Below are 23,192 nucleotides of genomic sequence, written 5' to 3'. Positions count from 1 at the left end.
AGAATGCGATTCACAGGGGAAATAGAACCATAACGTTTCCTGTGCGATCTCAGCCACGGTGGCGCCACAACGTCACGGCTTCTGGAATCCGCGTCAACTGGCCCACTGGAATGACTCCGTCAATGCGATGCTGGTAGAGCACGGGGCAGGCGCCACCCACCCATAGCTGGATCGACTGCGGCAGCTGATGGCGCAAAGCTCGCAGATTGTCTTGCACAAAGCGTGCCGAGTTCACGTTACTGAAACTCAGCGCGATGACGTCTGCACGATGAGCGAGTGCTGCATCTGTCAACTCTTCCAAAGGCGTCTGCGTACCCAGCGACACACACTCACAACCTTCAAGCGTCAGCAAGGCCTCGACCATGAGCAGACCAAGACCGTGCTGCTCTTGCGGCAATGTGGTCAGAAGCACTTTGGGGTACTGCGCATTCGATAGAGGAGTGAGCGAAGTGATCGTCTCTCGAAGCAAAGAGCTGACCACCTCGGTGTAGAAGTGCTCTTCGAAGACCTTGAAACGCCCTTGCGCCCAGGCTTCGCCGACCGCTTCGCTCAACGGGGCGACCAGCTCGGTGACAAACGGTGCGACCCCCATCCGCATCTGCGCATGGGCCAGCGCATGGCGAAGTGCCTGAGCCGAATGCTCGCCAATCAGGTCCAGAAGGGCAGAAACCGTGGAATCCGTCTGCACAAAACCATTTTTTGTCTTGGACAGACTCGGTGCAACGGTGTAACCGCTTTCAGCGAGCAATTGCTCCAGGTCGGTGGCACTGAGGCCCACGACCTTGCCAGGGCGCATGCCGGCATCGAGCAGGCGCCGGATCTGCTTCAACTGCAAGACCTGGCTGGAGTCGTACACCCGGTCCCCTGTGGAATCACGGGAGGGCCGTGGAAAGCCATAGCGTCTTTCCCAGATTCGCAGCGTGTCCTTTGCGATACCCGTCTCCCGCTCGACTGCAGCAATCCGCAGCATTGGGGAGCCATCTCGCGGCGTCTGGCTGCAGTCAAAGGTAGCTTGAATAGGCATAGGCAATTCAGGGGATAGCGAAAATTGTCTAGGACAAAAAATGATTTGCCCAGTACATTTGATTGTTACAAATTTTGACAACCTGTCTGCACTCCGTGCCCGTTGTCCCTTGATGGCTCGGCAGGCTATCGCGCCATCTTGTGCTTCCACAGCTTGCGCAATTTCAGATGCGCGGCGCAATGCAGATGCCTGACGCAAAGCGCCAGCCGGCGCGTCGATGGCTTGTCAATTTTTTCAACCGACCGGATGAATTGCCTTCTTCCTCGCAGACCATATTTCCAAATGTCAATAAAAAACAAGCTGCTATTGTCTTTCGGGTTTCTTATGCTGATTCTTTTCGGACTATCTGGCATGGCCGTGCGCACCATCGCATCCACCCAGGAGAGTTTCGAGCACTTTGTCTCCAATGATTTTCGGCGCGCTGGCTTAGCGCGCGAAGTACAGGCCGCGGCCGATGCTCGCGCGGTTGCCGCCCGCAATCTGCTGCTGGTGTCTGAAGATACCGACATTGCTGTGGAGAAAAATGCCGTAGCGCAAGCACACGAACGTATGCAGGAGCGCTTGGGCCAGCTACGTGCGCTGCTGCAAGCCCCGGATGTTTCCGCTGAGGAGCGCAAGCTGTTTGAGTCCCTGGAGCAGATCGAAGCCCGCTATGGCGTGGTGGCCCAGGCTATCGTCGAGTTGACCTTGCAAGGTCAGCGCGAAGCTGCCATTCACAAGCTGACTTATGAATGCAGGCCTTTGCTGGCCGAATTGATGCGCAAGACCAGCGCCTATGTGGCATATATCCGTGGCTTGGGCGAGTCGAATGTGGACGCTGCGGCGCGGATGTATGCGGCCGAAAAGACATTTTTGCTGTCCGCGTGCGGCCTGGCCCTCGCGATTGCTGCTGTCCTTGCCTGGCGCATCACCCACGGCCTGATGCGTGCGTTGGGCGCCGATCCTTCGGAACTGCGCGCGGTGGCCAGGCGCGTTGCGGCAGGCGAACTGAGCGAAATAGTGCTCGATGAGAAGGTACACCAAAGCAGTGTATTGGCTTCTTTGGCGGACATGCAGGTGGCACTGGCGCGGATCGTGCGCAGAGTGCGCTCCTCGGCAGAAACTATTGCAGCAAGCTCGGCTCAAATTGATTCAAGTAATACTGATCTTGCACAGCGCACTGAGCAGCAGGCTACCCGGCTACAGCACAGTTCGTCGACCATGGAGCAATTGCACGGCACTGTAGTGCAGAACGCCGAAAATGCTCACCAGGCCACCGCTCTTGCGTCTACCGCGAGCCAGTCCGCAGAACATGGAGGCCAGGTGGTACGCGAAGTAGTGCAGACCATGGAGGACATTGCTGCGAGTTCGCGCCGCATCGAGAACATCATTGGAGTGATTGACGGGATTGCTTTCCAGACAAACCTCTTGGCTCTGAATGCTGCAGTGGAGGCTGCACGCGCGGGCGAACAAGGGCGCGGGTTCAGCGTGGTCGCCTCGGAAGTGCGCGTGCTTGCGCAACGCAGCGCAGAAGCTGCAAAGGAGATCAAGCAGTTGATTGATGCCAGCATGTCCAAGGTCTCCCAAGGTGTGATTCATGTTCAGGACGCTGGCGTAACCATGGAACAGCTGGTGCACGAGGTCAAAAGCGTAGCAGGCTTGATCGCCGAAATCAGTGGGGCTTCGCGAGCACAGACGCAAGGGATTGGTGAAGTGACGGCCTCGGTTTCAGAGCTGGATATTGCGACCCAGCAGAACGCTTCTCTGGTGGAGGAAATGGCCGGCGCATCGAGTAGCCTGCGGGACCAGGCCAAGCAGCTAATGGCCGCCGTTTCGTTGTTCAATGTGAACCAGACTGCCATTCCAGGAGATAGTGGCGAGCTTCCGAACATGCAGTACAGGTCGATGCCGACATCAACTGCGGCAAAGGCTTTCGCTGCGCCAGGAGCGGTGTGATTCCTGTCAGCCCCATCAAACCGCTGTGGCGCAAAGCGTGCGTGCCCTGGGAATGGCCGCCAGCATCTGGCGCACGCCCTCCGCATACGGCGTCTTGCGGATCGGCCCGATCAGCTGCTGCAATGCCGAGTCGTCCATGATGAGCGGCTCGGTCATCAGGTAGTTCATCTCGACCATCTCGCGCATGAAGGGATTGAACAGGCCGATCAGGCGCAGCATCGTCTTGCCCGCGACGCGCAGTTGGAGCTTGTGGCCGGTCAGGCGCTCCATCTCCGCGACCAGTTCGCGCTGGGTTGTGGCGCCGGCGCCGGCAAGATGCCAGATCCTGCCGAACGCGGCAGGCGTATCGATCAGCCGTGCCACTACCGGCCCCACGTCCGGCACAAAGACGAACTCATGGGGCCGATCGAGCGGGCCCAGCATGTCGGCCGTGCCGCCGTTCACCGCCGCCAGTGCGGCGCGGTGCAGCAGGCTGGCCTCCACGCCGGGACCGTAGAAGTCCGGCAGGCGCAGCACCGTGGCGCGGATGCGGCCGTCGGCGTGGGCCTGCATCAGCAAGTCCTCCTGCGCCTTGCGCATGCGGCCCTTGAAAGTGTGCGGCTCGCGGGGATGCTCTTCGCGCACCGGGTTCGACTGGGCCCGGCCGTAGGGATACACCGTGCCGATCAGGATCAGGTGCTTGACCCCGGCGGCTACCGCGCCCTCCAGCGTCTTGCGCATCAACTCGGGATGCAGCTCGAACTGCCAGTAGTTCACGCCCACCATGTAGACCAGCGTCTCCACGCCCTCGGCGGCGGCGCGCACCGAAGCGGGTGATTCCGGATTCCAGGTGACGATCTCGGCCAGCGGATCGGTAGCGAAAGCCTTACGCAGGCTTGCTTCACTGCGGCCCACGACGCGGTAGGGACGGCCCTTGGCACCGAGAGCGGCGGCGATGCTTTGACCGATGACGCCGGCGGCGCCGAACAATGCGACTTTGGACATGGTGATTTTTCCTTTCTGAGGGAGAGGTTCAGCGGGGCAGTGAGACCACCCCTCCGAGGACTGCTTGCAGATAGCCGTCCAACAGCGGCCGGACCGGCACATGCAGCCATGCCTCCAGCGCCAGGGCGGTGAGCGCCGCGACCGCAGCGCCCAGAAGCGGGGCCTGGGCCGGCGCCCCGTAGCCGGGACGGGACGAGGGCGGGGCGATGGCGGCGGCTTGGTTCATCAAAGACTCCTGGACATGGGGTGGTTGGGCTGCGAATGGCTGCAGTGTGCGCAGGAGCAGGCAAAAAGAAAATTGCCTAGAATTTGCTAGCAGCTATAGAAATTTGCATACCATGGCCAACAACGAACCGAACTGGGAGTGGTACCGGAGCTTTCTGCATGTGCTGGAGACTGGCTCGCTGTCAGCCGCGGGCCGGGCGTTGGGCCTGACGCAGCCGACCGTGGGCCGGCACATCGACAGCCTGGAGGCGGCGCTGGGGCTCAAGCTCTTCACCCGCTCCTTCGACGGCTTCGCGCCTACGGACGCCGCCGAGGAGCTGAAGCCCTATGCGGCCGGCATCGCTGCCATGGCCGCGGCCTTGCGCCGGGCGGCCAGCAGCCATGGGTCAGGCGTTCGCGGCACGGTGCGGCTGACGGCCAGCGAGGTCATCGGCGTCGAGGTCCTGCCGCCCATCCTCGCGGCGTTGCATGGCGAACATCCGGAACTGGTCATCGAGCTGGTGCTGTCCAACCGGGCCGACGATCTGCTGCACCGCGAGGCGGACATCGCGGTACGCATGTTCCAGCCGGTGCAGGAGGCGCTGGTGGTCCAGCGCATCGGCGGTATCGAGCTGGGCCTGCACGCCCACCAGCGCTACCTGGCTGCCCGCGGCATGCCCAAGTCGATGGAAGCCTTGTCCCGCCACGTGGTCATCGGCTTTGACCACGAGAATGCCTACATCCGCAGCCTTCGAGAGAAGATTCCTGCCTTCTCGCGGGATCGCTTCGCATTCCGGGCCGACAGCGACCTGGCGCAGTTGGCGGCAATCCGCGCAGGCATCGGCATTGGCATCTGCCAGTCGGCACTGGCCGCCTGGGACAAGCAACTAGTGCGGGTGCTGCGCAGCCAGTTTTCGCTGACGATGGACACTTGGATCGCCATGCACGAAGACCTGCGGTCCAGCGCGCGCTGCGCGGTGACCTTCGCAGCACTGGCGGCGGGCTTGGCGGCATACATCAGCGCTGATTCGCCTCGAAATGCCGTGTAAGAGCCTGCAATGGTGCTGGAGTGGGGCAGATAAGCGGGTAAGGTGCTCTGAACATCATTAGAAAGCCGCAGGGTATGCGGCTGGATGCTTTGGCAGTCCTTGACAAAGTGCTCTCACTTTAAGATTTAACATAATATACATCGTATCTATCTAAACAGAAGCTCGGCATCCGGCGTCATGACCGCGATACCCGCCTCCAGCTTGCCCGCAGCTTCCGTGCCATGTACCGGAGCCTGGGCATGGATCTGCACGCCTGTGCGCAGTTTCTTCATGTGTCGTCTCGGACTGTACATAACTGGGAAGCTGGCAAGCACGACATCCCGTATGCCACCTACAAGCTGCTGCGGCTGCTCAACCGCATGGAGCTGCCTGGCTTCACCTGAAGGCCGTTCGTTATCAGTCCTCCATCTGCCAATCCAGCTGGCAACGTCTCTAAATCTCAGATGGCGGTGCATCGTTAATAACCCTAGCCTTTGATGACGAGCAGCATTGCTGTTTTTTGGCAATGCCACTGGCGCGAGGCTTTCATGACTCTTGTATCCAGAATGATTTTTCCGTTTTTGTCATCAAAAATTGGCGCAATATGGCAAGAATGCGGAAATCACTCTCTTGAGCCTGTCTCAGGATGTAGTCAAATGAAACAAGATCTGTTTCAAAAAATGCATCAGTAGTCTTCATGTCGAAAATTCCATTGACTCGTGGACAGTTCTTGCTACCTTTTGTTCAGATCCTTGACACACTTGGTGCTCCCGTTGAGTCTTTGCTAGAGAAATACAAGCTGCCTCCTAGCATTGAAAGATGTACAACCGACTATCTTCCTATAAGAAACTGTCTTCAGTTTGCTGAAAAAACCAGTTATTCTCAAGGAATTTCAGATTTTGGTTATTTGGTTTCTCGTCAAGCAAACTTCAATTACCTGAGCGAAAGAAACCGCAAAATGGTAAGGAATTCCTCATCTTTATTCTCTGCTTTAAAGAACCTTTGTGCTAACGCACATCTTGAAGATACCAATCTGCGCGTCTTCCTCGTTCCTTATGGAAATTCATTAAGGCTCTGCAGCCAACTGAACGGAATCAAAGGTTTTCCGCATCTCGAGCATTCTCAATGGCTTCAAAATGTTCTTCTAATTCATGTAGTACGAGAATTCATTGGTCACGATTGGATACCGGAAAATATTGCATTTGAGTCTCAATACCATCCAACTTTTGAGGCGCAAGAGCATTGGAATAGAAGTCGTTTCCATTCTGGACAGTCTTACTCTTGGATAGACATACCGGAAAAATATCTTCATCTTCCTCCAATCAATCGGTGGAATGACACGGATCAAAAGGCATCTGAAGAAATATCTATTTCTAGTGATTTGGTAAGCAGCCTCAAGATAATGCTCCCCTCTTATCTTGGAGGCAAGGTTCCTACCGTTGCGGATATTGCTGAAATGGCAAATACCAGCATACGCAGCCTGCAGAGAACACTCTCTGAATCCGGTTGGAGCTACAGGCAGATTCTGAATACTGTCAAATTCGAACAAGCCACCAAGTTGTTGCTAATCCCAGAAACAAAAATTTCGGAGATAGCTTTATCTCTAGGATATACGGATGCGGCGCACTTTACACGCGCATTTCGAGAGATGGCCGGCGTCTCTCCATCGCAATTTCGTAAATTTCATCTTGAGTCTGATCGGTAATTACTGAGAAGTTAATCGATCGCAGATGCATGACAGCAGTCGCACTAAAAATATTCACAGAGGAGGAAGGTAATGACAACGGATGAAGCCACTTATGTGGAACTGTTGCAGCAGCATGCAGAGCTTGAGCAGCAAATAGCTGAAGTGCGGCAAACAGAGATGGCTCAGGCGGTTCTTCATAGCCGGTTATTGATACAGAAATTTGGCCTTAAAAAGTCAGATATTTTCCCTTATGAAAAGCCTTTGCGTATACCACGGAAAAAATCGGGTACACCGAAGTATCGCGATCCTGCAACTGGCCGGACATGGAGCGGCAGAGGCAGACAACCGGATTGGATTCGCGGGCAAGATCGTCTTTTATTCATGATTCAGTGATCTTCTATAGAGCTAGCGGTTTAGCAAGAATCATAAATATTATTGCAGGGGAGGCATCTCAATGAAGAGTTTGAAAATTTCCACCCGACTGACCCTCTCGTTTGCGGTCATGGTATTGCTGCTGGCAGTCCTGGGAGGCATCGCACTTTTCGGTTCGTCCGTACAGCGAACATCGCTGGAAGATATTACCCAGAGGCGCATTCCTATCATTCAGGCGCTCAACCGAATCATCGACGGTACCAATGAGCAAGCCATCCAGTTCCAGAACCTGGTTCTGTTCACCTCGCAGGATCTCCAGAAGGCGGCACGCACCAATGTCCAAAAGGCGCGCACGGATATCGCCTCCGAGATAGACAGAGCAACGCGACTGATCCAATCGGTTGAAGGAAAGAACCTGCTGGCCCGCGTACAACAGCATCGTGCCGCCTTCCTGAAACAGGGCGATCAGTTCCTTGCGCTCGTTGAAGGCAGCCAACGGGATGAAGCGCTCTCCGTGCTGGAAACCCAGCTGCGTCCTGTCCTTCGTGACTACCAGCGAGCGATTCATGATCTGTTGACCGACCAGACCCAGCGTTCGGACAATGCCAGCCAGCGGGCCGAGAGCGCCGCACAGCAGCTGGTATGGGAGGTATTGGTCACAGGTACCATCGCCATCGCCGTCGCAGTCTTTCTGGCCTGGGCCATCATCCGCTCCATCACCCGCCCGCTGGCACAAGCGGTCGAAGTGGCGGATCGCGTGGCAAGCGGAGATCTGAGCGGCCAGATCGCCGCGCAGTCCAAAGACGAAATGGGACATCTGCTTGGCGCACTGCAACGCATGCAGCAAAGCCTGGTGAAAACAGTAACTTCGGTGCGCACCAATGCGCAGGGCGTGGCATCGGCCAGTGCCCAGATCGCCGCAGGCAACCATGATCTGTCCGGCCGCACCGAAGAGCAGGCCAGCGCACTGGAGCAGACCGCGGCGTCCATGGAAGAGCTGGGCTCCACCGTCAAGCAAAACGCCGATAACGCCCGCCAGGCCAACCAGATGGCCATGAATGCTTCCACCGTGGCTGCCCAGGGCGGAGAGGTTGTTGCTGAAGTGGTGGAGACCATGAAAAGCATCAACGAAAGCAGCCACAAGATCGCCGACATCATCAGCGTCATCGATGGCATCGCCTTCCAGACCAACATCCTGGCGCTGAACGCCGCAGTGGAGGCGGCGCGGGCCGGTGAGCAAGGCCGTGGCTTTGCCGTGGTTGCCAGCGAAGTGCGGGCCCTGGCCGGACGCTCGGCCGAGGCCGCCAAGGAAATCAAGGCCCTGATCGATACCAGTGTGGGGCGCGTGGAGCAAGGCACACAGCTCGTCGACAAGGCCGGCACCACCATGACCGAGGTGGTCACCGCCATTCGCCGCGTGACCGATGTCATGGGCGAGATCAGTGCCGCCAGCCACGAGCAAAGCCAGGGTGTGGCACAGGTCGGCGAAGCCGTCACGCAGATGGACCAGACGACCCAGCAAAATGCGGCGCTGGTGGAAGAAATGGCGGCGGCTGCCAGCAGCCTCAACCACCAGGCGCAGTCGTTGGTGGAAGCTGTCGCGGTCTTCAAGCTGTCCGGGCATGAGCACAAGACCCATACTTCGGCATCGACAACACCAAGGAGCACGAAGCAGCCGATGAATACGGTCAACGCGGTCAAGCCTGCGGTTCAGGCCATATCGGCCAAGTCGCCTGCTCCCCGTCGGCCTGCAGCCATCGCGGGCGTACAGCAATCCACAGGCAAGGATGAGGGTGAGTGGGAGGCTTTTTAGCCAGTGCATTCCCCCTGTACCCTGCAAAGTGCCTGACCCCCTGGGTCAGGCCGCGCTTTGATCAGGCGAGCATTCGCACTTTCGGCTCACGCTCCCAATGGCGCCGCACGCCTGTCTTCACAAGCGCTTCGACGGGTACCACCCCTTCGTCCTTTTCCACGCCCGCCTTGTCCAGCAGTACCTGCGAGCCCTGGCAATGCGCAATGGTCTTGCAGTGGCCGTAGGCATCCATGAACCACTGCACGGCCGCGCCTTCGCGGGTCAGTTGCTCGGCCTGCTCGGGCATAAGAATGCTGGCCACCGCGTCGAATAGTACGGAGGGCGATCCTGCCAGTTGCCCGTCGGCCTTGAGCGTACCGCCCTTGACGGGGATGCCACCCACCTTGGGCGCCACGAGGAAGACGCTGCCGCCGGCCTTTTCCACCTCGGCCTTGAGCTTGTCTATGGCGGCCTTGTCCGAACCTTCGGCAAACAGCAGCCCGACCTTGCGTCCGGCGAAAGTGTTCTTGGCCTGCTTCTGGATGGACAGCGCGTCGGAGGGCGCCATCTCCACTGGCTCGCGCGCGACCCTGGCCTTGGGTGGCAGCTTGATCGCCAGCCCTGCGGCCACACGCTTGGCGAGGTCTTCGTCGATGTTGCGCAGCCGTGCCACGACACGTTCGCGCACGTGCTCCAGCGCCACCTTCGACAGCTCGAACACCAGCGCCGAGGCGATGTGCGCCTGCTCGCTACGCGTCTGCGAGCGGTAGAAATGCCGTGCCTGGCTGTAGTGATCAGCAAACAGCTCGGCGCGGATGCGCAGCTTCTGGGTCGCGTCGTTGCGCTCGGCATTGGCGGGAAAGGAGGTGAAGCCCGTCTCGGGGCAGGCGCGCGGGCCGCCGTCCTCGCCCGCCTCGGCCAGGCTGTTGGGCTCGTAGTTGGCGCGGCCGGTGGGCACCAGCGTCTGCATCATGCCGTCGCGCTGGAAGTTATGGAATGGGCACTTGGGCGCGTTGATCGGAATCTGGTGGAAGTTGGTCGTGCCCAGGCGAGACTTCTGCGTGTCGAGGTACGAGAACAGGCGCCCCTGCAGCAGCGGATCGTTGGTGAAGTCGATGCCGGGAATGACGTTGGAGGGCAGGAAAGCCGCCTGTTCGACCTCGGCAAAGAAGTTGTCTGGATTGCGGTTGAGCGTCATGCGGCCGACGATCTGCACCGGCAGCTCTTCCTCGGGGATCAGCTTGGTGGCGTCCAGTACGTCGTAGGGCTGCCGGGCGGCCCAGTCTTCATCGAACACCTGGATGCCCAGATCCCAGGCGGGGAAGTCGCCCTGGTCGATGGCTTCGTACAGGTCGCGCCGCAGGAAATCAGGGTCGGCTCCCGCGATCTTCACGGCCTCGTCCCAGCAGGTGGACTCGATGCCCAGTACCGGCTTCCAGTGGAACTTGACGAAGCGGCCCTCGCCCTTTGCATTGACCAGGCGGAAGGTGTGCACGCCAAAACCCTCAATCATGCGGAAACTACGAGGAATCGCACGGTCCGACATGGCCCACATGATCATGTGCATGGACTCGGGCATCAGCCCGATGAAGTCCCAGAACGTGTCGTGCGCCGTGGCGGCCTGCGGGTAGCCGCGGTCGGCTTCCATCTTCACGCTGTGCACGAGGTCGGGGAACTTCATCGCGTCCTGGATGAAGAAGACGGGGATGTTGTTGCCCACCAGGTCCCAGTTGCCGGTGTCGGTGTAGAGCTTGACGGCGAAGCCGCGCACGTCGCGCGGTGTGTCGATGGAGCCAGCCCCGCCGGCCACGGTGGAAAAGCGCACGAACACCGGGCAGGTGGCGCCCGCCTTCTGGAAGATGGATGCCTTGGTCAGCTCCGGGATCGCCTTCGTGCACTCGAACACGCCGTGCGCGCCCGAGCCGCGTGCATGCACGATGCGCTCAGGGATACGCTCGTGGTCAAAATGGAAGATCTTCTCTCGCAGGACGAAGTCTTCGAGCAACGTGGGCCCGCGCTCGCCGGCTCGCAGCGAATTCTGGTTGTCGGCTATGCGGTGCCCGAAATTGTCGGTGAGGGCTTGCGAATCGGGCCGGCTGTTACGGTTTGAAGAGAGGTTTTGGTGTAGTTCACCACCCTGCCCCACAACTGCCTCATACACCGCTTGATCGGCTTGCGGAACGTTGGAGCGTGGCGCTTGAGACGACTTGGACACGCTGGCCGCCCCATGGGACGGCGCTTTGGGCTTTTGTGGCATGAAGACCTCCTTAATCAAAGCGTCAGGGTCCGCTAACGGACATGAACCTTTGACCTTATTGGGAGCGTCTGCATGGGGGCGTCGCTCAAGTGCCAAGCGGTACGTAGGAAAAAGTACCTCGCATTTCCGCAGATCAAGAAATTTGCCTTCCGGCTCTGCGTCGAACGGGGCTTTTGCGCGGCTGCATGGCGGTCCGAGGTGGTTGCGGCGGCTGCGCCTCCAGTCACTTTCGACGCCACCTATACCCTGAACGTCAGTATCTCGGCCGAAGAGCCCTTGCCGAAAGCCGTCGAGAACCTGTGCATGCCCTTGACGGAGCTGCATCACGAAATCGCCAAAAAACTGGGCGCACACGCTTTTCCATCAACAAGTTCCTATCGGGCACGCACTCGCTGGTATGGATTCCCACTCCGGTCATCGAAACTTCGTTCGTACACTCCCCTACCCCGGCTCCGCCAATGACATGGAAAGCCTGCGCCTGGTCAAAGACGATTCAGGATTCAGCGCGGCGAGCGACGCTCGCGCATGCGCAGCATGGAACGGCGCGCGGCGGACAGATTGGATTTGCGTGCGCTGGAGGCCGTCAAAGCGCCGGGTTCTGCCGTGCTGCCGGCGGCTGCCATGCGCTGTTGGGCTTCCAGCAGGCTCTTGATGTCTGCCGCACGCTCCTGGGCAAGTGCCGCCGCATTCTGGGCGGCCTGCAGCTGTGTATGCAGGTTCAGGATTTCCTGCTCCGAGCGTTCCAGGCGCGCCTGCAGTTCCTGGCTTCGGGCTTCCGCTTTGCGCTCCTGTTCCTGCGCCGCCTTCTTGGCGTTGCTGAGTTCCTGGCGTGCGCGGTCCACCTCGTTGAGCATATGGCGCTCGTTGCCCGCATATTGCTCGGCCAGGCGCTGGCGCTCCAGCGCCGCAGCCTGCATTTCCTCGCTGTGCTTTTGCTGCAGCGACTCCTTTTGTCGCGAAGCCTGGGCCAGAGCTTCGCGCAGCTCTTCCATGCGCTCATCGCGGTCCTGCAACTGCTGCTGCACGTCGTCAAGCCGGCGCGCCAGATCCTGGGCCTGGGCCTGGGCCAGCTGCAGCGCCTGGTTCATCGCCTCCTTCTGGGCCTGCATCGCGGTTTCCCGCTGGAGCAGCTGTTCCTTCTGAGCCGCCTGCTCGGCCTCGGCAGCCTGAAGCGCTGCTTCTCGTTCGGCCAGAGCGGCTGAGGCTGACTGCAGCGCCTCTTCCCGCGCCGTGCTCCACAACTCCTGCGCCATGCGCTGAATCGGCTCCGGCACCGAGGAAGCCTGCGCAGCATCCTGCTCCCCTGCCACGCCCAGCCTACGCCCCAGTGTGGCAAACCAGTTTTCCAGCATGGGACTGACGGTATTGGGGGAACCGCGACCGATGTGCTGGCGCACGCGTTCGATCGTGGGGCGCAGACCCTGGGCGATCAAGGCATCTGCAGCAGCCCAGACATCGGCTTCCTGCACACCTCTGGACGTGTTTTTTGGCGTATTCATATGAAATATCTTTTTTACTAACGATAAGTGATTGTTATCGTGGTTTATTGAATATTTGCGTTATACATCAAACATAACATGTATTAAATAATACATATGATGTTTTCATACAAATGAATTTGCTACATTACAGCTACTTGGGCCCTGATCAGTATCTGAAAGACCTTTTTCGCAAGCGGAATGCCGGCAATTGGTGGAAAGCAAGGTTCTGCGCTCACCCACGCGGATCGTCATTGCAGGCGCCTCCACAGGAAGCTGCGGCCGGCAATACCAGTCCGGAAAAACCACCGGCCGGCCGCGGCGACAATCACTCCATGTCTTCAGACGAGCTTTTGCCTTCTTCCCTGAGCGGCGATATCGATGCCGCCCCGCCCTTGCGCAGCGTGAACCCGGCCGGAAGCTCCCCGGCGCTGCCGCCAGCGGCCCAAAAAGCCATTCGGGAGCTGATGCGCGAAGGCGAGTCGATCAATACGCGCTCCAGCTACCAGAGCGCCATGCGGTACTGGGCTGCCTGGCATGTGCTGCGCATGGGGCGGACCATGCAGCTGCCGCTGCCCGTTTCGACGGTTTTGCAATTCATCATCGACCATGCGCAGCGCCAGGGCGCCAACGGCCTGGTGCACGAGATGCCCGAGGAAATAGACCAGGCGCTGGTTGCAGCCGGCTACAAGGGGAAAAAAGGCCCGCCCGCGCACAACACGCTGGTGCACCGCGTGGCGGTGCTGTCCAAGGCACACCAGGTTCACGGGCTGAGCAATCCCTGTCAGGACGGCGCAGTGCGCGAGCTCATGTCACGCACCCGCAAGGCCTATGCGCGCCGGGGCGAGCAGGCCCAAAAGAAGGATGCCCTGACCCGCGATGTGCTGGAACAGCTGCTGGCCACCTGCGACGACAGCCTGCGCGGCTTGCGCGACCGGGCCCTGCTGTTGTTTGCCTGGAGCAGCGGAGGCCGCAGGCGCTCCGAAGTGGCCGCAGCCGACATGCGCTACCTGCGCGCCGTGGGGCCCGGCGACTATATCTATACGCTGGCGCATTCCAAGACCAACCAGTCGGGCCTGGATACGCCCGAGAACCACAAGCCCGTCACCGGACGGGCGGCCACGGCCCTGAGTGCCTGGCTGGCGGCTGCGCAAATTCACGAAGGCCCTATCTTTCGCCGCATCCGCAAAGGCGGCCATGTGGCCGAACCGCTCACGCCAGCGGCGGTGCGCAACATCGTCCAGCAGCGCTGCAAACTGGCCGGGGTGGATGGCGATTTTTCGGCGCACTCGCTGCGCTCGGGCTTTGTGACCGAGGCCGGGCGCCAAAATGTGCCGCTGCCGGACACCATGGCGCTGACGGGGCACCACAGCGTCAACACCGTCATGGGCTATTACCGGGCGGATACGGCTCTGCAAAACCGCGCGGCCCGGTTGCTTGATCCTGAGAACTAGGAAGTCGTTGCCGGCAGCAATGCCAGTTCACCCAGTGCGGCCAGCAGTTGCTCAACGTCGGCACCCGTGTGCGCAGCGGACAGCGCAATGCGCAGGCGGGCAGTGCCCGCAGGCACCGTGGGCGGGCGGATCGCCGGCACCCACAGGCCGCGCCGGCGCAGGCCTTCCATCAAGTCCAGCGCGGCGGCATTGCCGCCGATCACCAGCGCCTGCACGGCAGTGTGCGAAGGCAGCAGCCGCCAGCCGGTGTCCTGCAGCAAGGGCTGCAAGCCGGCACGCAACTGGGCGATGCGTGCCTGCAGCTGCTCGCGCAAGCTGCTCTCGTGCTCGATCAGCCGCAGGCTCGCCTGCAGCGCCTGTGCGAGCAAGGCCGGGGCGGCCGTGGCAAAGGTGTAGCTGCGCGTCTTCTGCAGCAGCCACTCGATCAGCAATTCGTGCCCCGCGACAAAGGCGCCCGACACGCCAGCGGCCTTGCTCAGCGTGGCCATGTACAGCACGCGGGGGGAAGCCTTGTCACCGGTCAGGCCTGCAGCTGCCAGGCTGCCGCGCCCCTCGGGGCCGAGCACGCCGAAGCCGTGGGCATCGTCCAGCAGCAGCAGGGCGTCGTGGCGCTCGCACAAGGCCAGCAGACCGGGAATGTCGGCCACATTGCCGTCCATGCTGAACACGGCATCGCTCACCACCAGCTTGCGGGGGACGGTGCAGACAGCCAGCTGGCTTTCCAGCGCCGCCAGATCGCCATGCGCAAAGCGGTGGATCTGCGCACGCGAGAGCCGGCAGCCATCGATCAGGCTGGCGTGGTTCAGCGCATCCGAGAAGACGGCATCGCCTGCGCCCACCAGGGCCGGGATGATGCTGGCGTTGGTGGCAAAGCCGGCATAGAAGTACAAGGCCCGGGGCAGTTGCACAAAGCGGGCCAGATCGTCCTCCAGCGCGGCATTGGCCGTGCTGTGGCCGTTGACCATGGGCGAGCCGCCCGAGCCCACGCCAAAGTCGCGCGCGCCGGCGCAGGCCGCGTCGACCAGGGCCGGATGCCGGGCCAGGCCCAGATAGTCGTTGCTGCAAAACTGCAGCATGGGCCGCCCGTCCACCGCAATATGCGCCCCTTGCAAGGGCTCCACGGTGCGGCGGGAGCGGCGCAGTGCGGCGGCGTCGAGCGCCGCCAGCTGCCGGGGAATGTCCCGCAGCCAGAAATTGGATGCGCTTGCTGTACTCATTGCCAACCCCTGGGCAGCGTGACCGCAACCGAATGCGGATCGGGCGTGGCCTGCCATGGAATGTCGGCGAGCAGCGGAGCGTCCCATGCATCCATCTGACGGCGCAGCCAGTCCATGTTCTCCTCGGGCACCAGCATCTGCGGGTCAACGCGGCTGGCCATCCAGCCCGCCAGCGGCAAGCCGCTGGCGCGTATGGCTTCGGCCGTCAGCAGAGCATGGTTCAGGCAGCCCAGCTTCAGCCCCACCACCAGCACCACGGGCAATTGCAGTGCCATCGCCAGATCGGCAATGCCCAGTGTCTCGGACAGCGGCACGCGCCAGCCGCCTGCGCCTTCGACCACGACGGCATCGGCTTGCGCGGCCAGTTGGCGGTAGGCGTCCAGAATGGGCGGCAGCGTCACTTGCACCCCTGCGCGCTTGGCGGCGATATGGGGCGACACCGGGTCGGGCAGCAGCACCGGATTGTCCAGTGCAGCGGGCACGGCCAGCGTGGAGGCCGCACGCAAGGCCAGCGTGTCCTCATTGGCCCAGCCGCCCTGCCCGTCAGGCTCGGCCCCCGCGGCGACGGCCTTCATACCCACCACGCGCGGATGGTGCTTGGCCAGTGCATGCAGCAGTGCGCAGCTGGCCAGGGTCTTACCCACACCGGTATCGGTTCCGGTCACGAAGCAGCCGATCATGCTTGCACCTCCTGCGCGGGCAGCGCTGCTTCTTGCAGCAACGTATCGTCCAGCGCAGCAAGCGCTGCACGGCCCAGATGCGCCACGGCCGCATCGTCCAGCACATAGGGCGGCATGCAGTACAGCGTGCGGCCCATGGGCCCTATTGGCCTCAGCAGCAGGCCGTGGGCCAGGGCTGCGGCGTGGTAGCGCTGGGAAAAGTCGGGCAACCGGGTATCGATATCCCAGGCCCAGATCATTCCCTGCCGGCGCGCGTGGCGCACGCGCGGATGAGCCGCCAGGGGCGCAAATGCGGCGCTGATGCGCTGGGCCAGCTGGCGGTTGGCTGCCAGCGTGTCGAGCTGCTCGAACAGCTCCAGCGTGGCCACGGCGGCGCGGCAGGCCAGCGGGTTGCCGGTGTAGGAGTGCGAATGCAAGAAGCCACGCGCGGCATCGTCGTCGTAGAACGCGGCATAGACTGCGTCCGTGGTCAGCACCGCCGACAGCGGCAGAGTGCCGCCAGTCAGTCCTTTGGAAAGGCAGATGAAATCTGGCGTGACGCCTGCCTGCTGGTGGGCAAACAGACTGCCCGTGCGGCCGAAGCCGACGGCGATTTCGTCCACCACCAGATGCACCTCGAAGCGGTCGCACAGTGCTCGGGCCAGGCGCAAATACTCGGCATCGTGCATGGCCATGCCGGCGGCGCATTGCACCAGTGGCTCCAGAATCAGGGCCGCAGTCTCTGTGTGGTGGGCCTGCAGCCAGGCTTCCAGGCCTTCTGCGGCGCGGCGCGCCATGTCGGCGGCCGTTTCACCGGGCCGGGCCTGGCGCGCATCGGGGCTGGGCACGGTGGCCGACAGCCGCACCAGCGGGCCATAGGCATCGCGAAACAGCGCGATATCGGTGACCGAGAGCGCGCCCACGGTCTCGCCGTGGTAGCCGCCGGCCAGGCCCACGAAGCGGTGTTTGGCAGGCTGTCCCCGGTTGCACCAGTAATGCGCGCTCATCTTCAGTGCGATCTCGGTGGCCGAGGCACCGTCGCTGCCGTAGAACGCGTGACCCAGGCCGGTCAGCCCGGCCAGGCGCTCGGACAGCTCCACCACCGGGGCATGGGTGAAGCCGGCCAGCATCACATGGTCGAGGCGCTGCATCTGCTCGGCCAATGCGGCCCGAATGTGCGGATGCGAGTGGCCGAAAAGATTCACCCACCAGGAGCTGATGCCGTCCAGATAGCGCCGGCCCTGGGTATCCACGAGCCAGGGGCCGCTGGCATGGTCGATCGCAACCGGCGGCGCGGCTTCGTGCCGCTTCATCTGTGTGCAGGGATGCCACACATGCCGCATGCTGCGGCTGGCAAGACAGTTGTCCATCAAAAACTCCTGAAAAAAAGCAGGCGCAAGCAGGCACAACGGAGCCTGGCCCCTGCAAAGCCATCGAATCCAAGAAGACGAAACCCCGGCGCGCTGCCGGGGAAACCCAGGTGCAGGCCGCTGGCGGGATTCAGCCGGCGACGGAAGCCCGCAGCCCGTGCAGGCCCAGCTTGCGCATCAGCGTGGTGTCGGCTTCCACATCGGGGTTGCCGGTGACCAGCAGCTTGTCGCCATAGAAGATGGAGTTGGCTCCGGCCATGAAGCACAGCGTCTGCACGGCCTCGCCAAGTTGTTGGCGGCCGGCCGAGAGGCGTACGCGCGCTTTGGGCATGGTGATGCGGGCCACGGCGATCACACGCACGAAATCCAGGGGATCGACAGGCTCGCTGTCGGCCAGCGGGGTACCGGGCACACGCACCAGGCTGTTGATGGGGACGGATTCGGGATACGGATCCATGTTGGCCAGTTGGGCGATCAGGCCCGCGCGATGCACCACCTCCTCGCCCATGCCGATGATGCCGCCGCAGCACACGCTGATGCCGGCATCGCGCACGGCCTGCAGCGTATCGAGGCGGTCCTGGTACTGGCGCGTGCTCACCACGTCCCGGTAATACTCGGGTGCGGTATCAAGGTTGTGGTTGTAATAGTCCAGCCCCGCCTCGCGCAGGGATTGTGCCTGATGCGGCTGCAGCATGCCCAGCGTGGCGCAGGTCTGCAGCCCCAGGCCTTTGACGGCGCCGATCAGTTCATTCATCTTCTCGATATCGCGGTCCTTGGGTGCGCGCCAGGCCGCCCCCATGCAAAAGCGCGTGGCGCCCGCATCCTTGGCGGCCTGGGCCGCGCGGGTCACCTCTTGCACGCTCATCAGTTTCTCGGCCTTGACGCCGGTTTCGAACTCGGCCGACTGCGGGCAATAGCCGCAGTTCTCGGGGCAACCGCCGGTCTTGACCGACAGCAGCGTGGCCAGCTCGATTTCGCCGGCCGGCCAGTGTTCGCGGTGAACGCTCTGGGCCTGGAACAGCAAATCCATGAATGGCTTGTCCAGCAGCCCCTGGACGGCTTCCACGCTCCAGGCGGGCTCGGTTGGGGCGGTCGGCTCCTGCTCCGATCGGGCATGCCATTGCACGGGATGCGTGGAAGTGCTGCAAGCGGTCATCGTGGCTCCTTCTGTGAATGTCTTTTTTCATTCTGAACAGAAAAAACCGGGCAATGCATGAAAAATCGGCCGGCCTGGCAAAAATAAACCGTCCATTTTCAATGCTTCGAAAAAGCCGCAAATTGATTCATTTTTAGCAGCAGATCGACATCATTTGGAAGACATTGGCAAATCGCTTGTCCAAGCGACTGCCAACTTGGAGCCAACAGGCACCAACGGCATTCAATGCGCACCGAACCCATGGCGAAGATATGCACGGATGCCTGCGCGTCATTTTTCACACGGCACGGCGCCTGCCGCATGGGGCAGGCATGCGAAAATTTTCAGTCCCGCCAGGCCCTTTCCGGTTCCTGGCCATAGACAGCCTCCTACGGCTTCCCTTGCACATGCCCGACGCCTCTTTACCCGCGAAATTGCCCGCCCACCCGGAAAAAACCGGCGGCACACCGGTCATGAAGCTGCGCATGCGCGTCATGGCCGGTGACGCGATCGCCATCGGGCCGGGAAAGATTGCGCTGCTGGAAGCCATAGGCCGCCACGGCTCCATTGCCGCTGCCGCCAAATGCCTGGGTATGTCCTATCGCCGGGCCTGGCTGCTGGTCGATGGGGTCAACCAGGTGCTGAATGCTCCGGCCGTGGCCACCGCCATGGGTGGCGCGGGCGGGGGCGGAGCGACGTTGACGGATACAGGGCGCGCGGTGATTGCGCTATACCGGCGCATAGAGCATCGCGCAGCAAAGGCCTGCCAGAGCGATATCGACCAGTTGCTGGCCATGGTTCAACACCCCTAGCAGCTTCTGAAGCATAAACAAGGCCGGCACGCGGCCGGCCTTCATCATCAAGGCAGCCCTGCCAAAGCCCGCAAGCCGCAGCAACTGCCCAGCCGAAAGCCAGGCCGGCCCGGCCTTTTCAGCGCGGCAAAGCGGCGGCTTCGCGGGCCAGCGTGGTGATGTGCGTCCAGTCGCCGCGCTGCAGCGCATCGGCTGGCATCAGCCAGGAGCCCCCCACGCAGACCACATTCTTCAGCGACAGGAAATCGGCGGCATTCGCGGGCGAGATGCCGCCCGTGGGGCAAAAGCGCACGTCGCCGAACGGCCCCTGCCAGGCCTTGAGCATGGCCGGGCCGCCTGCCTGCATCGCGGGGAAGAATTTCAGTTCGTTGAAGCCGTCGGCCTGGGCCGCCATGATTTCGCTGCTGGTGGCAACGCCTGGCAGCAGCGGCAGCCGCAGGTCCCGGCAGGCCTGGCCCAGCGCGCCGGTATAGCCGGGGCTTACGGCAAAGCGCGCGCCGGCACCGTGGGCGGCCCTGGCATCGCCCGCATTGCGCACCGTGCCTGCGCCCACGATGGCTTCGGGCACCGCCGTGGCAATGGCTTCGATGCAGGCCAGGCCCTGCGGAGTGCGCAGGGTCACTTCCAGCACGCGTATGCCGCCGGCCACCAGGGCCCGGGCCATGGGCACCGCATATTCCACCTTGTCGAGCACGATGACCGGAATCACCGGTGCATTCTGCATGATGGCCAAAGCCGACAGTTCTACAGCCATGTGCAGGCTCCCTCTTCCGCGCTGAGCGCATGGCGCCGGAAACCGGCAAACAGTTCACGTCCAAATCCGCGGCCGTTGTCCAGCCGCTGCACCTGCGGCATCTCGGCTGCGGCCCGCCGGCTCCATTCCTCTTCATCGACCAGCACGGCCAGCGTGCCGGCCACGGCGTCCAGCCGCACCAGGTCGCCGTCGCGCACCTTGGACAGCGGGCCCCCGGCACCGGCTTCGGGCGAGACATGGATGGCCGCGGGCACCTTGCCCGAGGCACCGCTCATGCGTCCGTCCGTCACCAGCGCCACCTTGAAGCCCCTACCCTGCAGCACGGCCAGCGGCGGCGTGAGCTTGTGCAGCTCGGGCATGCCGTTGGCGCGCGGCCCCTGCCAGCGCACCACGCAGACCACGTCGCGCTCCAGCTCGCCGGCCTTGAAGGCCTGCTGCAGCGCTTCCTGCGAGTCGAAGACGCGCGCCGGAGCCTCGACCACGTGCCGGTCCTCGGGCACGGCGCTGACCTTGATCACGCTGCGGCCCAGGTTGCCGGTGAGCAGCTTGAGCCCGCCCGTGGGACTGAACGGCGCGCCGGCCGGACGCAGCACCGACAGGTCGCCGGACTCGCCCGCGTCGTGCCAGGCCAGCTTGCCAGCCTCGACGCGCGGAATGCGCGCAAAGGCCCGCAGCCCCTCCTCGCGCACGGTGAGCACGTCGCCATGCATGAGGCCTGCCTTGAGCAGCTGGCTGATCACATAGCCCGGGCCGCCGGCGGCCTGGAACTGGTTCACGTCGGCGCTGCCGTTGGGGTAGACGCGCGCCAGCAGCGGCACCACGCCCGAGAGTTCGGAAAAATCGTTCCAGTCGATGACGATGCCCGCCGAGCGCGCCACGGCCACCCAGTGGATCAGGTGGTTGGTGGAGCCGCCGGTGGCCAGCAGGGCCACCATGGCATTGACGATACAGCGCTCGTCCACCACGCGGCCGATGGGGGCGAAGCGCCCGGCCTTGGCGATGGCCAGCACGCTGCGCATGGCCTCGCGCGTGAGCAGCTCGCGCTCGGCATCGCCCGGGTTGATGAAGGCCGTGCCCGGCACATGCAGGCCCATGGCCTCGAGCAGCATCTGGTTGCTGTTGGCCGTGCCATAGAAGGTGCAGGTGCCTTCGCCGTGGTAGGCGGCCGATTCGGCGGCCAGCAGTTCCTTGCGGCCCACCAGGCCCTGGGCGGCCTGCTCGCGCACCTTGGCCTTTTCGTTGTTGGACAGGCCCGAGGTCATGGGGCCCGCCGGCACGAAGACCGTGGGCAGGTGGCCGAAGTGCAGCGCGCCGATCAGCAGGCCGGGCACGATCTTGTCGCACACGCCCAGCATCAGCGCCGCATCGAACATGTCGTGCGAGAGCGCAATCGCCGTGCCTTGCGCAATGGCGTCGCGGCTGAACAGCGACAGCTCCATGCCCGGCGCGCCCTGCGTCACCCCGTCGCACATGGCCGGCACGCCGCCGGCCACCTGGGCCGTGGCGCCCAGCTGGCGCGCCTCGTCCTTGAGGATGTCGGGATAGCGCGCCAGCGGCGCATGGGCCGAAAGCACATCGTTGTAGGCCGTGACGATGGCCACGTTGGGCGCCTTCTGTTCGACGATGCGGATGCGGTCCGCGCCCGGCAGGCCGGCAAACGCGTGGGCCACGTTGGCGCAGCCCATGGACTGGGCGCCGGGCGGGCGAGCGGCCATGGCATCCACCTGCTCCAGGTAGGCGCTGCGCGTGGCGCTGCTGCGCTCGCGGATGCGGCGCGTGACCGCTTCGACAATGGGATGGAGTTTCATATCCGTTATCCGTAATCGGGAGCGGCCTCGAGACCGGCCTGCTCCAACTCAGGGACACCGCGCAAGGACCGGGTCAAGGCCGGGACCGGCCGTGCCGCCATGCGGGTGTCGCCCCCTTTCCAGGGAAAGGCGCCGCAGCGCCTCAGGGGGCGGCGTGTCAGCGCAGCTTTTTCAGCTCGTCCTGGGTCTGCTTCCACAGATCCTGGCCCACGCCGTTGGCCACCGAGGCATGCACGCTGGTCAGCTTGGCGCGCATGCGGTCGGCTTCGGCGGCGGACAGTTCGTTGACCACCATGCCCTTTTGCTTGAGGTCGGCCAGGGCCTTGGCGGCTTCGGCGCGGGTGTCCTGGCGCTCGAACTCGCGGCTCTTCTTGGCCGCCTCCATCAGCACTTTCTGCTCGTCCTTGGTCAGGCCGTCCCACCATTTCTTGCTCACGGTGAGAATCCAGGGGCTGTAGACGTGGTTGGTCACCGTCAGGTACTTCTGCACCTCATAGAACTTGCTGGACAGCACGGTGTTGTAGGGATTCTCCTGGCCGTCCACGGCCTTGGTCTCCAGCGCAGTGAACAGCTCGGAGAACGGCAGCGGCACCGCATTGGCGCCCAGGGCCTTGAAGCTGTCGAGGAAGACATTGTTCTGCATCACGCGCAGCTTGATGCCGTTCATGTCCTCGAGCTTGGCCACGGGGTGCTTATTGTTGGTCAGGTTGCGGAAGCCGTTTTCCCAGTAGACCAGGCCCACCATGCCCTTGGGCTCCAGCGTGGCCTTCACGCGCTCGCCCACGGGGCCGTCCAGCAGCGCATCGGCTTCCTTGGTGTTGTTGATCAGGAACGGCGTATCCCACAGCGCCATCTGGGGCGCGATGCCGACCAGGGTGGCCGTGGAGCCCACCATCATCTCCTGGGCGCCGCCGATCAGCGCCTGCTGCATCTGCGTGTCCGAACCCAGCGAGGCGTTGCCGATGGCGCGCACCTTCATCTTGCCGCCCGTGGCCTTTTCCACTTCCTTGGCGAAGAAGCGCGCGGCGCGGCCCTGGTTGGAGTCGTCCACCAGGCCATAGCCGAAGCGCACGATGCGCGGCTTGAAATCCTGCGCCTGCACGGCGCCGGCAGCTACGAGGGCGGCCAGCGCGCCAGCCAGAGCAAATTTGATTCGCATACCTATCTCCTTGGTTTATCTAGAGGGCAAACAATGGGCAAATCGCCCCGGGAAATTTCAGTG

The 23,192-nt window shown here is 62.5% G+C and carries 22 protein-coding genes; 7 read left to right on the top strand and 15 right to left on the bottom strand.

Annotated features, from left to right (window positions below):
- Positions 1–49: 49 nt before the first annotated feature.
- Positions 50–970 carry a MerR family transcriptional regulator gene (locus tag V8Z74_RS04040; RefSeq protein WP_349708092.1) on the bottom strand — a complete coding sequence of 307 codons (921 nt, stop codon included), beginning with the start codon at positions 968–970 and terminating at the stop codon, positions 50–52.
- 336 nt (positions 971–1,306) lie between these two features.
- Here V8Z74_RS04040 and V8Z74_RS04035 point away from each other — a divergent pair, with 336 nt between their 5' ends.
- Complete coding sequence (locus V8Z74_RS04035; protein WP_349708090.1) at positions 1,307–2,959, top strand: methyl-accepting chemotaxis protein; 1,653 nt, start codon at positions 1,307–1,309, stop codon at positions 2,957–2,959.
- Between the two features lie 15 nt (positions 2,960–2,974).
- Here V8Z74_RS04035 and V8Z74_RS04030 read toward each other — a convergent pair whose 3' ends face one another.
- Positions 2,975–3,943: an NAD-dependent epimerase/dehydratase family protein gene (locus tag V8Z74_RS04030; protein WP_349708088.1), complete on the bottom strand. Its 969-nt coding sequence runs from the start codon at positions 3,941–3,943 to the stop codon at positions 2,975–2,977.
- A 28-nt stretch (positions 3,944–3,971) separates the two neighbouring features.
- On the bottom strand, positions 3,972–4,169 hold the full coding sequence (locus tag V8Z74_RS04025) for a hypothetical protein (protein ID WP_349708086.1): 198 nt from the start codon (positions 4,167–4,169) through the stop codon (positions 3,972–3,974).
- Positions 4,170–4,281: 112 nt separating this feature from the next.
- Here V8Z74_RS04025 and V8Z74_RS04020 point away from each other — a divergent pair, with 112 nt between their 5' ends.
- On the top strand, positions 4,282–5,196 hold the full coding sequence (locus tag V8Z74_RS04020) for a LysR family transcriptional regulator (RefSeq protein WP_349708085.1): 915 nt from the start codon (positions 4,282–4,284) through the stop codon (positions 5,194–5,196).
- Positions 5,197–5,342: 146 nt separating this feature from the next.
- On the opposite strand, the gene V8Z74_RS04015 is transcribed toward V8Z74_RS04020, so the two are convergent.
- Complete coding sequence (locus V8Z74_RS04015) at positions 5,343–5,468, bottom strand: hypothetical protein (protein ID WP_349708084.1); 126 nt, start codon at positions 5,466–5,468, stop codon at positions 5,343–5,345.
- Between the two features lie 253 nt (positions 5,469–5,721).
- Complete coding sequence (locus V8Z74_RS04010; RefSeq protein ID WP_349708083.1) at positions 5,722–5,874, bottom strand: hypothetical protein; 153 nt, start codon at positions 5,872–5,874, stop codon at positions 5,722–5,724.
- Between V8Z74_RS04010 and V8Z74_RS04005 the strand changes: the two genes are divergently transcribed.
- The 3 genes from V8Z74_RS04005 (at position 5,873) to V8Z74_RS03995 (ending at position 9,047) form a co-directional block, all read left to right on the top strand.
- Positions 5,873–6,880: a helix-turn-helix domain-containing protein gene (locus V8Z74_RS04005; RefSeq protein ID WP_349708082.1), complete on the top strand. Its 1,008-nt coding sequence runs from the start codon at positions 5,873–5,875 to the stop codon at positions 6,878–6,880. The genes V8Z74_RS04010 and V8Z74_RS04005 overlap by 2 nt on opposite strands.
- A 72-nt stretch (positions 6,881–6,952) precedes the next feature.
- Positions 6,953–7,255, top strand: a complete 303-nt coding sequence (locus V8Z74_RS04000) for an H-NS histone family protein (protein ID WP_349708081.1) — start codon at positions 6,953–6,955, stop codon at positions 7,253–7,255.
- Between the two features lie 61 nt (positions 7,256–7,316).
- The gene (locus tag V8Z74_RS03995; protein WP_349708079.1) at positions 7,317–9,047 is read left to right on the top strand and encodes a methyl-accepting chemotaxis protein; all 1,731 of its coding nucleotides are present in this window, start codon (positions 7,317–7,319) and stop codon (positions 9,045–9,047) included.
- A gap of 61 nt (positions 9,048–9,108) precedes the next feature.
- Here the strand turns inward: V8Z74_RS03995 and V8Z74_RS03990 are convergent, their stop codons facing one another.
- Positions 9,109–11,283 carry a catalase gene (locus tag V8Z74_RS03990; protein WP_502879438.1) on the bottom strand — a complete coding sequence of 725 codons (2,175 nt, stop codon included), beginning with the start codon at positions 11,281–11,283 and terminating at the stop codon, positions 9,109–9,111.
- Positions 11,284–11,783: 500 nt separating this feature from the next.
- Positions 11,784–12,782 (bottom strand): DNA-binding protein, encoded by a 999-nt coding sequence (locus tag V8Z74_RS03985; protein WP_349708078.1) that lies wholly within the window; start codon positions 12,780–12,782, stop codon positions 11,784–11,786.
- 314 nt (positions 12,783–13,096) lie between these two features.
- On the opposite strand from V8Z74_RS03985, the gene V8Z74_RS03980 reads away from it, so the two are divergent.
- On the top strand, positions 13,097–14,215 hold the full coding sequence (locus V8Z74_RS03980; RefSeq protein ID WP_349708077.1) for a site-specific integrase: 1,119 nt from the start codon (positions 13,097–13,099) through the stop codon (positions 14,213–14,215).
- Here the strand turns inward: V8Z74_RS03980 and bioF are convergent.
- The 5 genes from bioF to V8Z74_RS03955 all read right to left on the bottom strand — a co-directional run bounded on the left by bioF (position 14,212) and on the right by V8Z74_RS03955 (position 18,898).
- Entirely contained in the window at positions 14,212–15,432 is a 1,221-nt protein-coding gene (gene bioF / locus V8Z74_RS03975; RefSeq protein WP_349708076.1) for an 8-amino-7-oxononanoate synthase, read from the bottom strand. The genes V8Z74_RS03980 and bioF overlap by 4 nt on opposite strands.
- Positions 15,429–16,112 carry a dethiobiotin synthase gene (bioD, locus tag V8Z74_RS03970; protein WP_349708074.1) on the bottom strand — a complete coding sequence of 228 codons (684 nt, stop codon included), beginning with the start codon at positions 16,110–16,112 and terminating at the stop codon, positions 15,429–15,431. Before bioD ends, bioF begins: the two co-directional genes overlap by 4 nt.
- Positions 16,109–17,461 (bottom strand): adenosylmethionine--8-amino-7-oxononanoate transaminase, encoded by a 1,353-nt coding sequence (bioA, locus tag V8Z74_RS03965; protein ID WP_349708073.1) that lies wholly within the window; start codon positions 17,459–17,461, stop codon positions 16,109–16,111. The genes bioD and bioA overlap by 4 nt, the downstream gene beginning before the upstream one ends.
- Before the next feature lie 130 nt (positions 17,462–17,591).
- A complete protein-coding gene (bioB, locus tag V8Z74_RS03960) occupies positions 17,592–18,617 on the bottom strand; it encodes a biotin synthase BioB (protein WP_349708072.1) in 1,026 nt (341 codons plus the stop codon).
- Positions 18,618–18,715: 98 nt separating this feature from the next.
- The gene (locus V8Z74_RS03955) at positions 18,716–18,898 is read right to left on the bottom strand and encodes a hypothetical protein (RefSeq protein WP_349708071.1); all 183 of its coding nucleotides are present in this window, start codon (positions 18,896–18,898) and stop codon (positions 18,716–18,718) included.
- Between the two features lie 105 nt (positions 18,899–19,003).
- Between V8Z74_RS03955 and V8Z74_RS03950 the strand changes: the two genes are divergently transcribed.
- Entirely contained in the window at positions 19,004–19,408 is a 405-nt protein-coding gene (locus tag V8Z74_RS03950; protein ID WP_349708070.1) for a winged helix-turn-helix domain-containing protein, read from the top strand.
- A gap of 118 nt (positions 19,409–19,526) precedes the next feature.
- Here V8Z74_RS03950 and eda read toward each other — a convergent pair whose 3' ends face one another.
- From eda to V8Z74_RS03935, 3 genes are all read right to left on the bottom strand, one after another.
- Positions 19,527–20,162, bottom strand: a complete 636-nt coding sequence (eda, locus tag V8Z74_RS03945; protein ID WP_349708069.1) for a bifunctional 4-hydroxy-2-oxoglutarate aldolase/2-dehydro-3-deoxy-phosphogluconate aldolase — start codon at positions 20,160–20,162, stop codon at positions 19,527–19,529.
- A complete protein-coding gene (edd, locus tag V8Z74_RS03940) occupies positions 20,153–21,970 on the bottom strand; it encodes a phosphogluconate dehydratase (protein WP_349708068.1) in 1,818 nt (605 codons plus the stop codon). The genes eda and edd overlap by 10 nt, the downstream gene beginning before the upstream one ends.
- A 157-nt stretch (positions 21,971–22,127) precedes the next feature.
- Positions 22,128–23,129, bottom strand: coding sequence for a TRAP transporter substrate-binding protein (locus V8Z74_RS03935; protein WP_066483724.1), 1,002 nt, complete (start codon positions 23,127–23,129; stop codon positions 22,128–22,130).
- Positions 23,130–23,192 lie beyond the last annotated feature (63 nt).

The sequence above is a fragment of the Comamonas sp. w2-DMI genome (assembly GCF_040187735.1).
Taxonomy (GTDB): domain Bacteria; phylum Pseudomonadota; class Gammaproteobacteria; order Burkholderiales; family Burkholderiaceae_C; genus Comamonas; species Comamonas terrae.
This window is presented reverse-complemented; position numbering and strand designations above follow the sequence as displayed.

Bases quoted from the DNA above. Each gene is read 5' to 3' on its own strand.
- bioA (WP_349708073.1), bottom strand. From the start codon at position 17,461: ATGGACAACTGTCTTGCCAGCCGCAGCATGCGGCATGTGTGGCATCCC.
- V8Z74_RS04035 (WP_349708090.1), top strand. From the start codon at position 1,307: ATGTCAATAAAAAACAAGCTGCTATTGTCTTTCGGGTTTCTTATGCTG.
- bioB (WP_349708072.1), bottom strand. From the start codon at position 18,617: ATGACCGCTTGCAGCACTTCCACGCATCCCGTGCAATGGCATGCCCGA.
- bioD (WP_349708074.1), bottom strand. From the start codon at position 16,112: ATGATCGGCTGCTTCGTGACCGGAACCGATACCGGTGTGGGTAAGACC.
- V8Z74_RS03985 (WP_349708078.1), bottom strand. From the start codon at position 12,782: ATGAATACGCCAAAAAACACGTCCAGAGGTGTGCAGGAAGCCGATGTC.
- V8Z74_RS03995 (WP_349708079.1), top strand. From the start codon at position 7,317: ATGAAGAGTTTGAAAATTTCCACCCGACTGACCCTCTCGTTTGCGGTC.
- V8Z74_RS03990 (WP_502879438.1), bottom strand. From the start codon at position 11,283: ATGCCACAAAAGCCCAAAGCGCCGTCCCATGGGGCGGCCAGCGTGTCC.
- V8Z74_RS04030 (WP_349708088.1), bottom strand. From the start codon at position 3,943: ATGTCCAAAGTCGCATTGTTCGGCGCCGCCGGCGTCATCGGTCAAAGC.
- V8Z74_RS04025 (WP_349708086.1), bottom strand. From the start codon at position 4,169: ATGAACCAAGCCGCCGCCATCGCCCCGCCCTCGTCCCGTCCCGGCTAC.
- bioF (WP_349708076.1), bottom strand. From the start codon at position 15,432: ATGAGTACAGCAAGCGCATCCAATTTCTGGCTGCGGGACATTCCCCGG.
- eda (WP_349708069.1), bottom strand. From the start codon at position 20,162: ATGGCTGTAGAACTGTCGGCTTTGGCCATCATGCAGAATGCACCGGTG.
- V8Z74_RS04005 (WP_349708082.1), top strand. From the start codon at position 5,873: ATGTCGAAAATTCCATTGACTCGTGGACAGTTCTTGCTACCTTTTGTT.
- V8Z74_RS04020 (WP_349708085.1), top strand. From the start codon at position 4,282: ATGGCCAACAACGAACCGAACTGGGAGTGGTACCGGAGCTTTCTGCAT.
- V8Z74_RS04000 (WP_349708081.1), top strand. From the start codon at position 6,953: ATGACAACGGATGAAGCCACTTATGTGGAACTGTTGCAGCAGCATGCA.
- edd (WP_349708068.1), bottom strand. From the start codon at position 21,970: ATGAAACTCCATCCCATTGTCGAAGCGGTCACGCGCCGCATCCGCGAG.
- V8Z74_RS03935 (WP_066483724.1), bottom strand. From the start codon at position 23,129: ATGCGAATCAAATTTGCTCTGGCTGGCGCGCTGGCCGCCCTCGTAGCT.
- V8Z74_RS04040 (WP_349708092.1), bottom strand. From the start codon at position 970: ATGCTGCGGATTGCTGCAGTCGAGCGGGAGACGGGTATCGCAAAGGAC.
- V8Z74_RS03980 (WP_349708077.1), top strand. From the start codon at position 13,097: ATGTCTTCAGACGAGCTTTTGCCTTCTTCCCTGAGCGGCGATATCGAT.
- V8Z74_RS04010 (WP_349708083.1), bottom strand. From the start codon at position 5,874: ATGAAGACTACTGATGCATTTTTTGAAACAGATCTTGTTTCATTTGAC.
- V8Z74_RS03950 (WP_349708070.1), top strand. From the start codon at position 19,004: ATGCCCGACGCCTCTTTACCCGCGAAATTGCCCGCCCACCCGGAAAAA.
- V8Z74_RS04015 (WP_349708084.1), bottom strand. From the start codon at position 5,468: ATGAAGAAACTGCGCACAGGCGTGCAGATCCATGCCCAGGCTCCGGTA.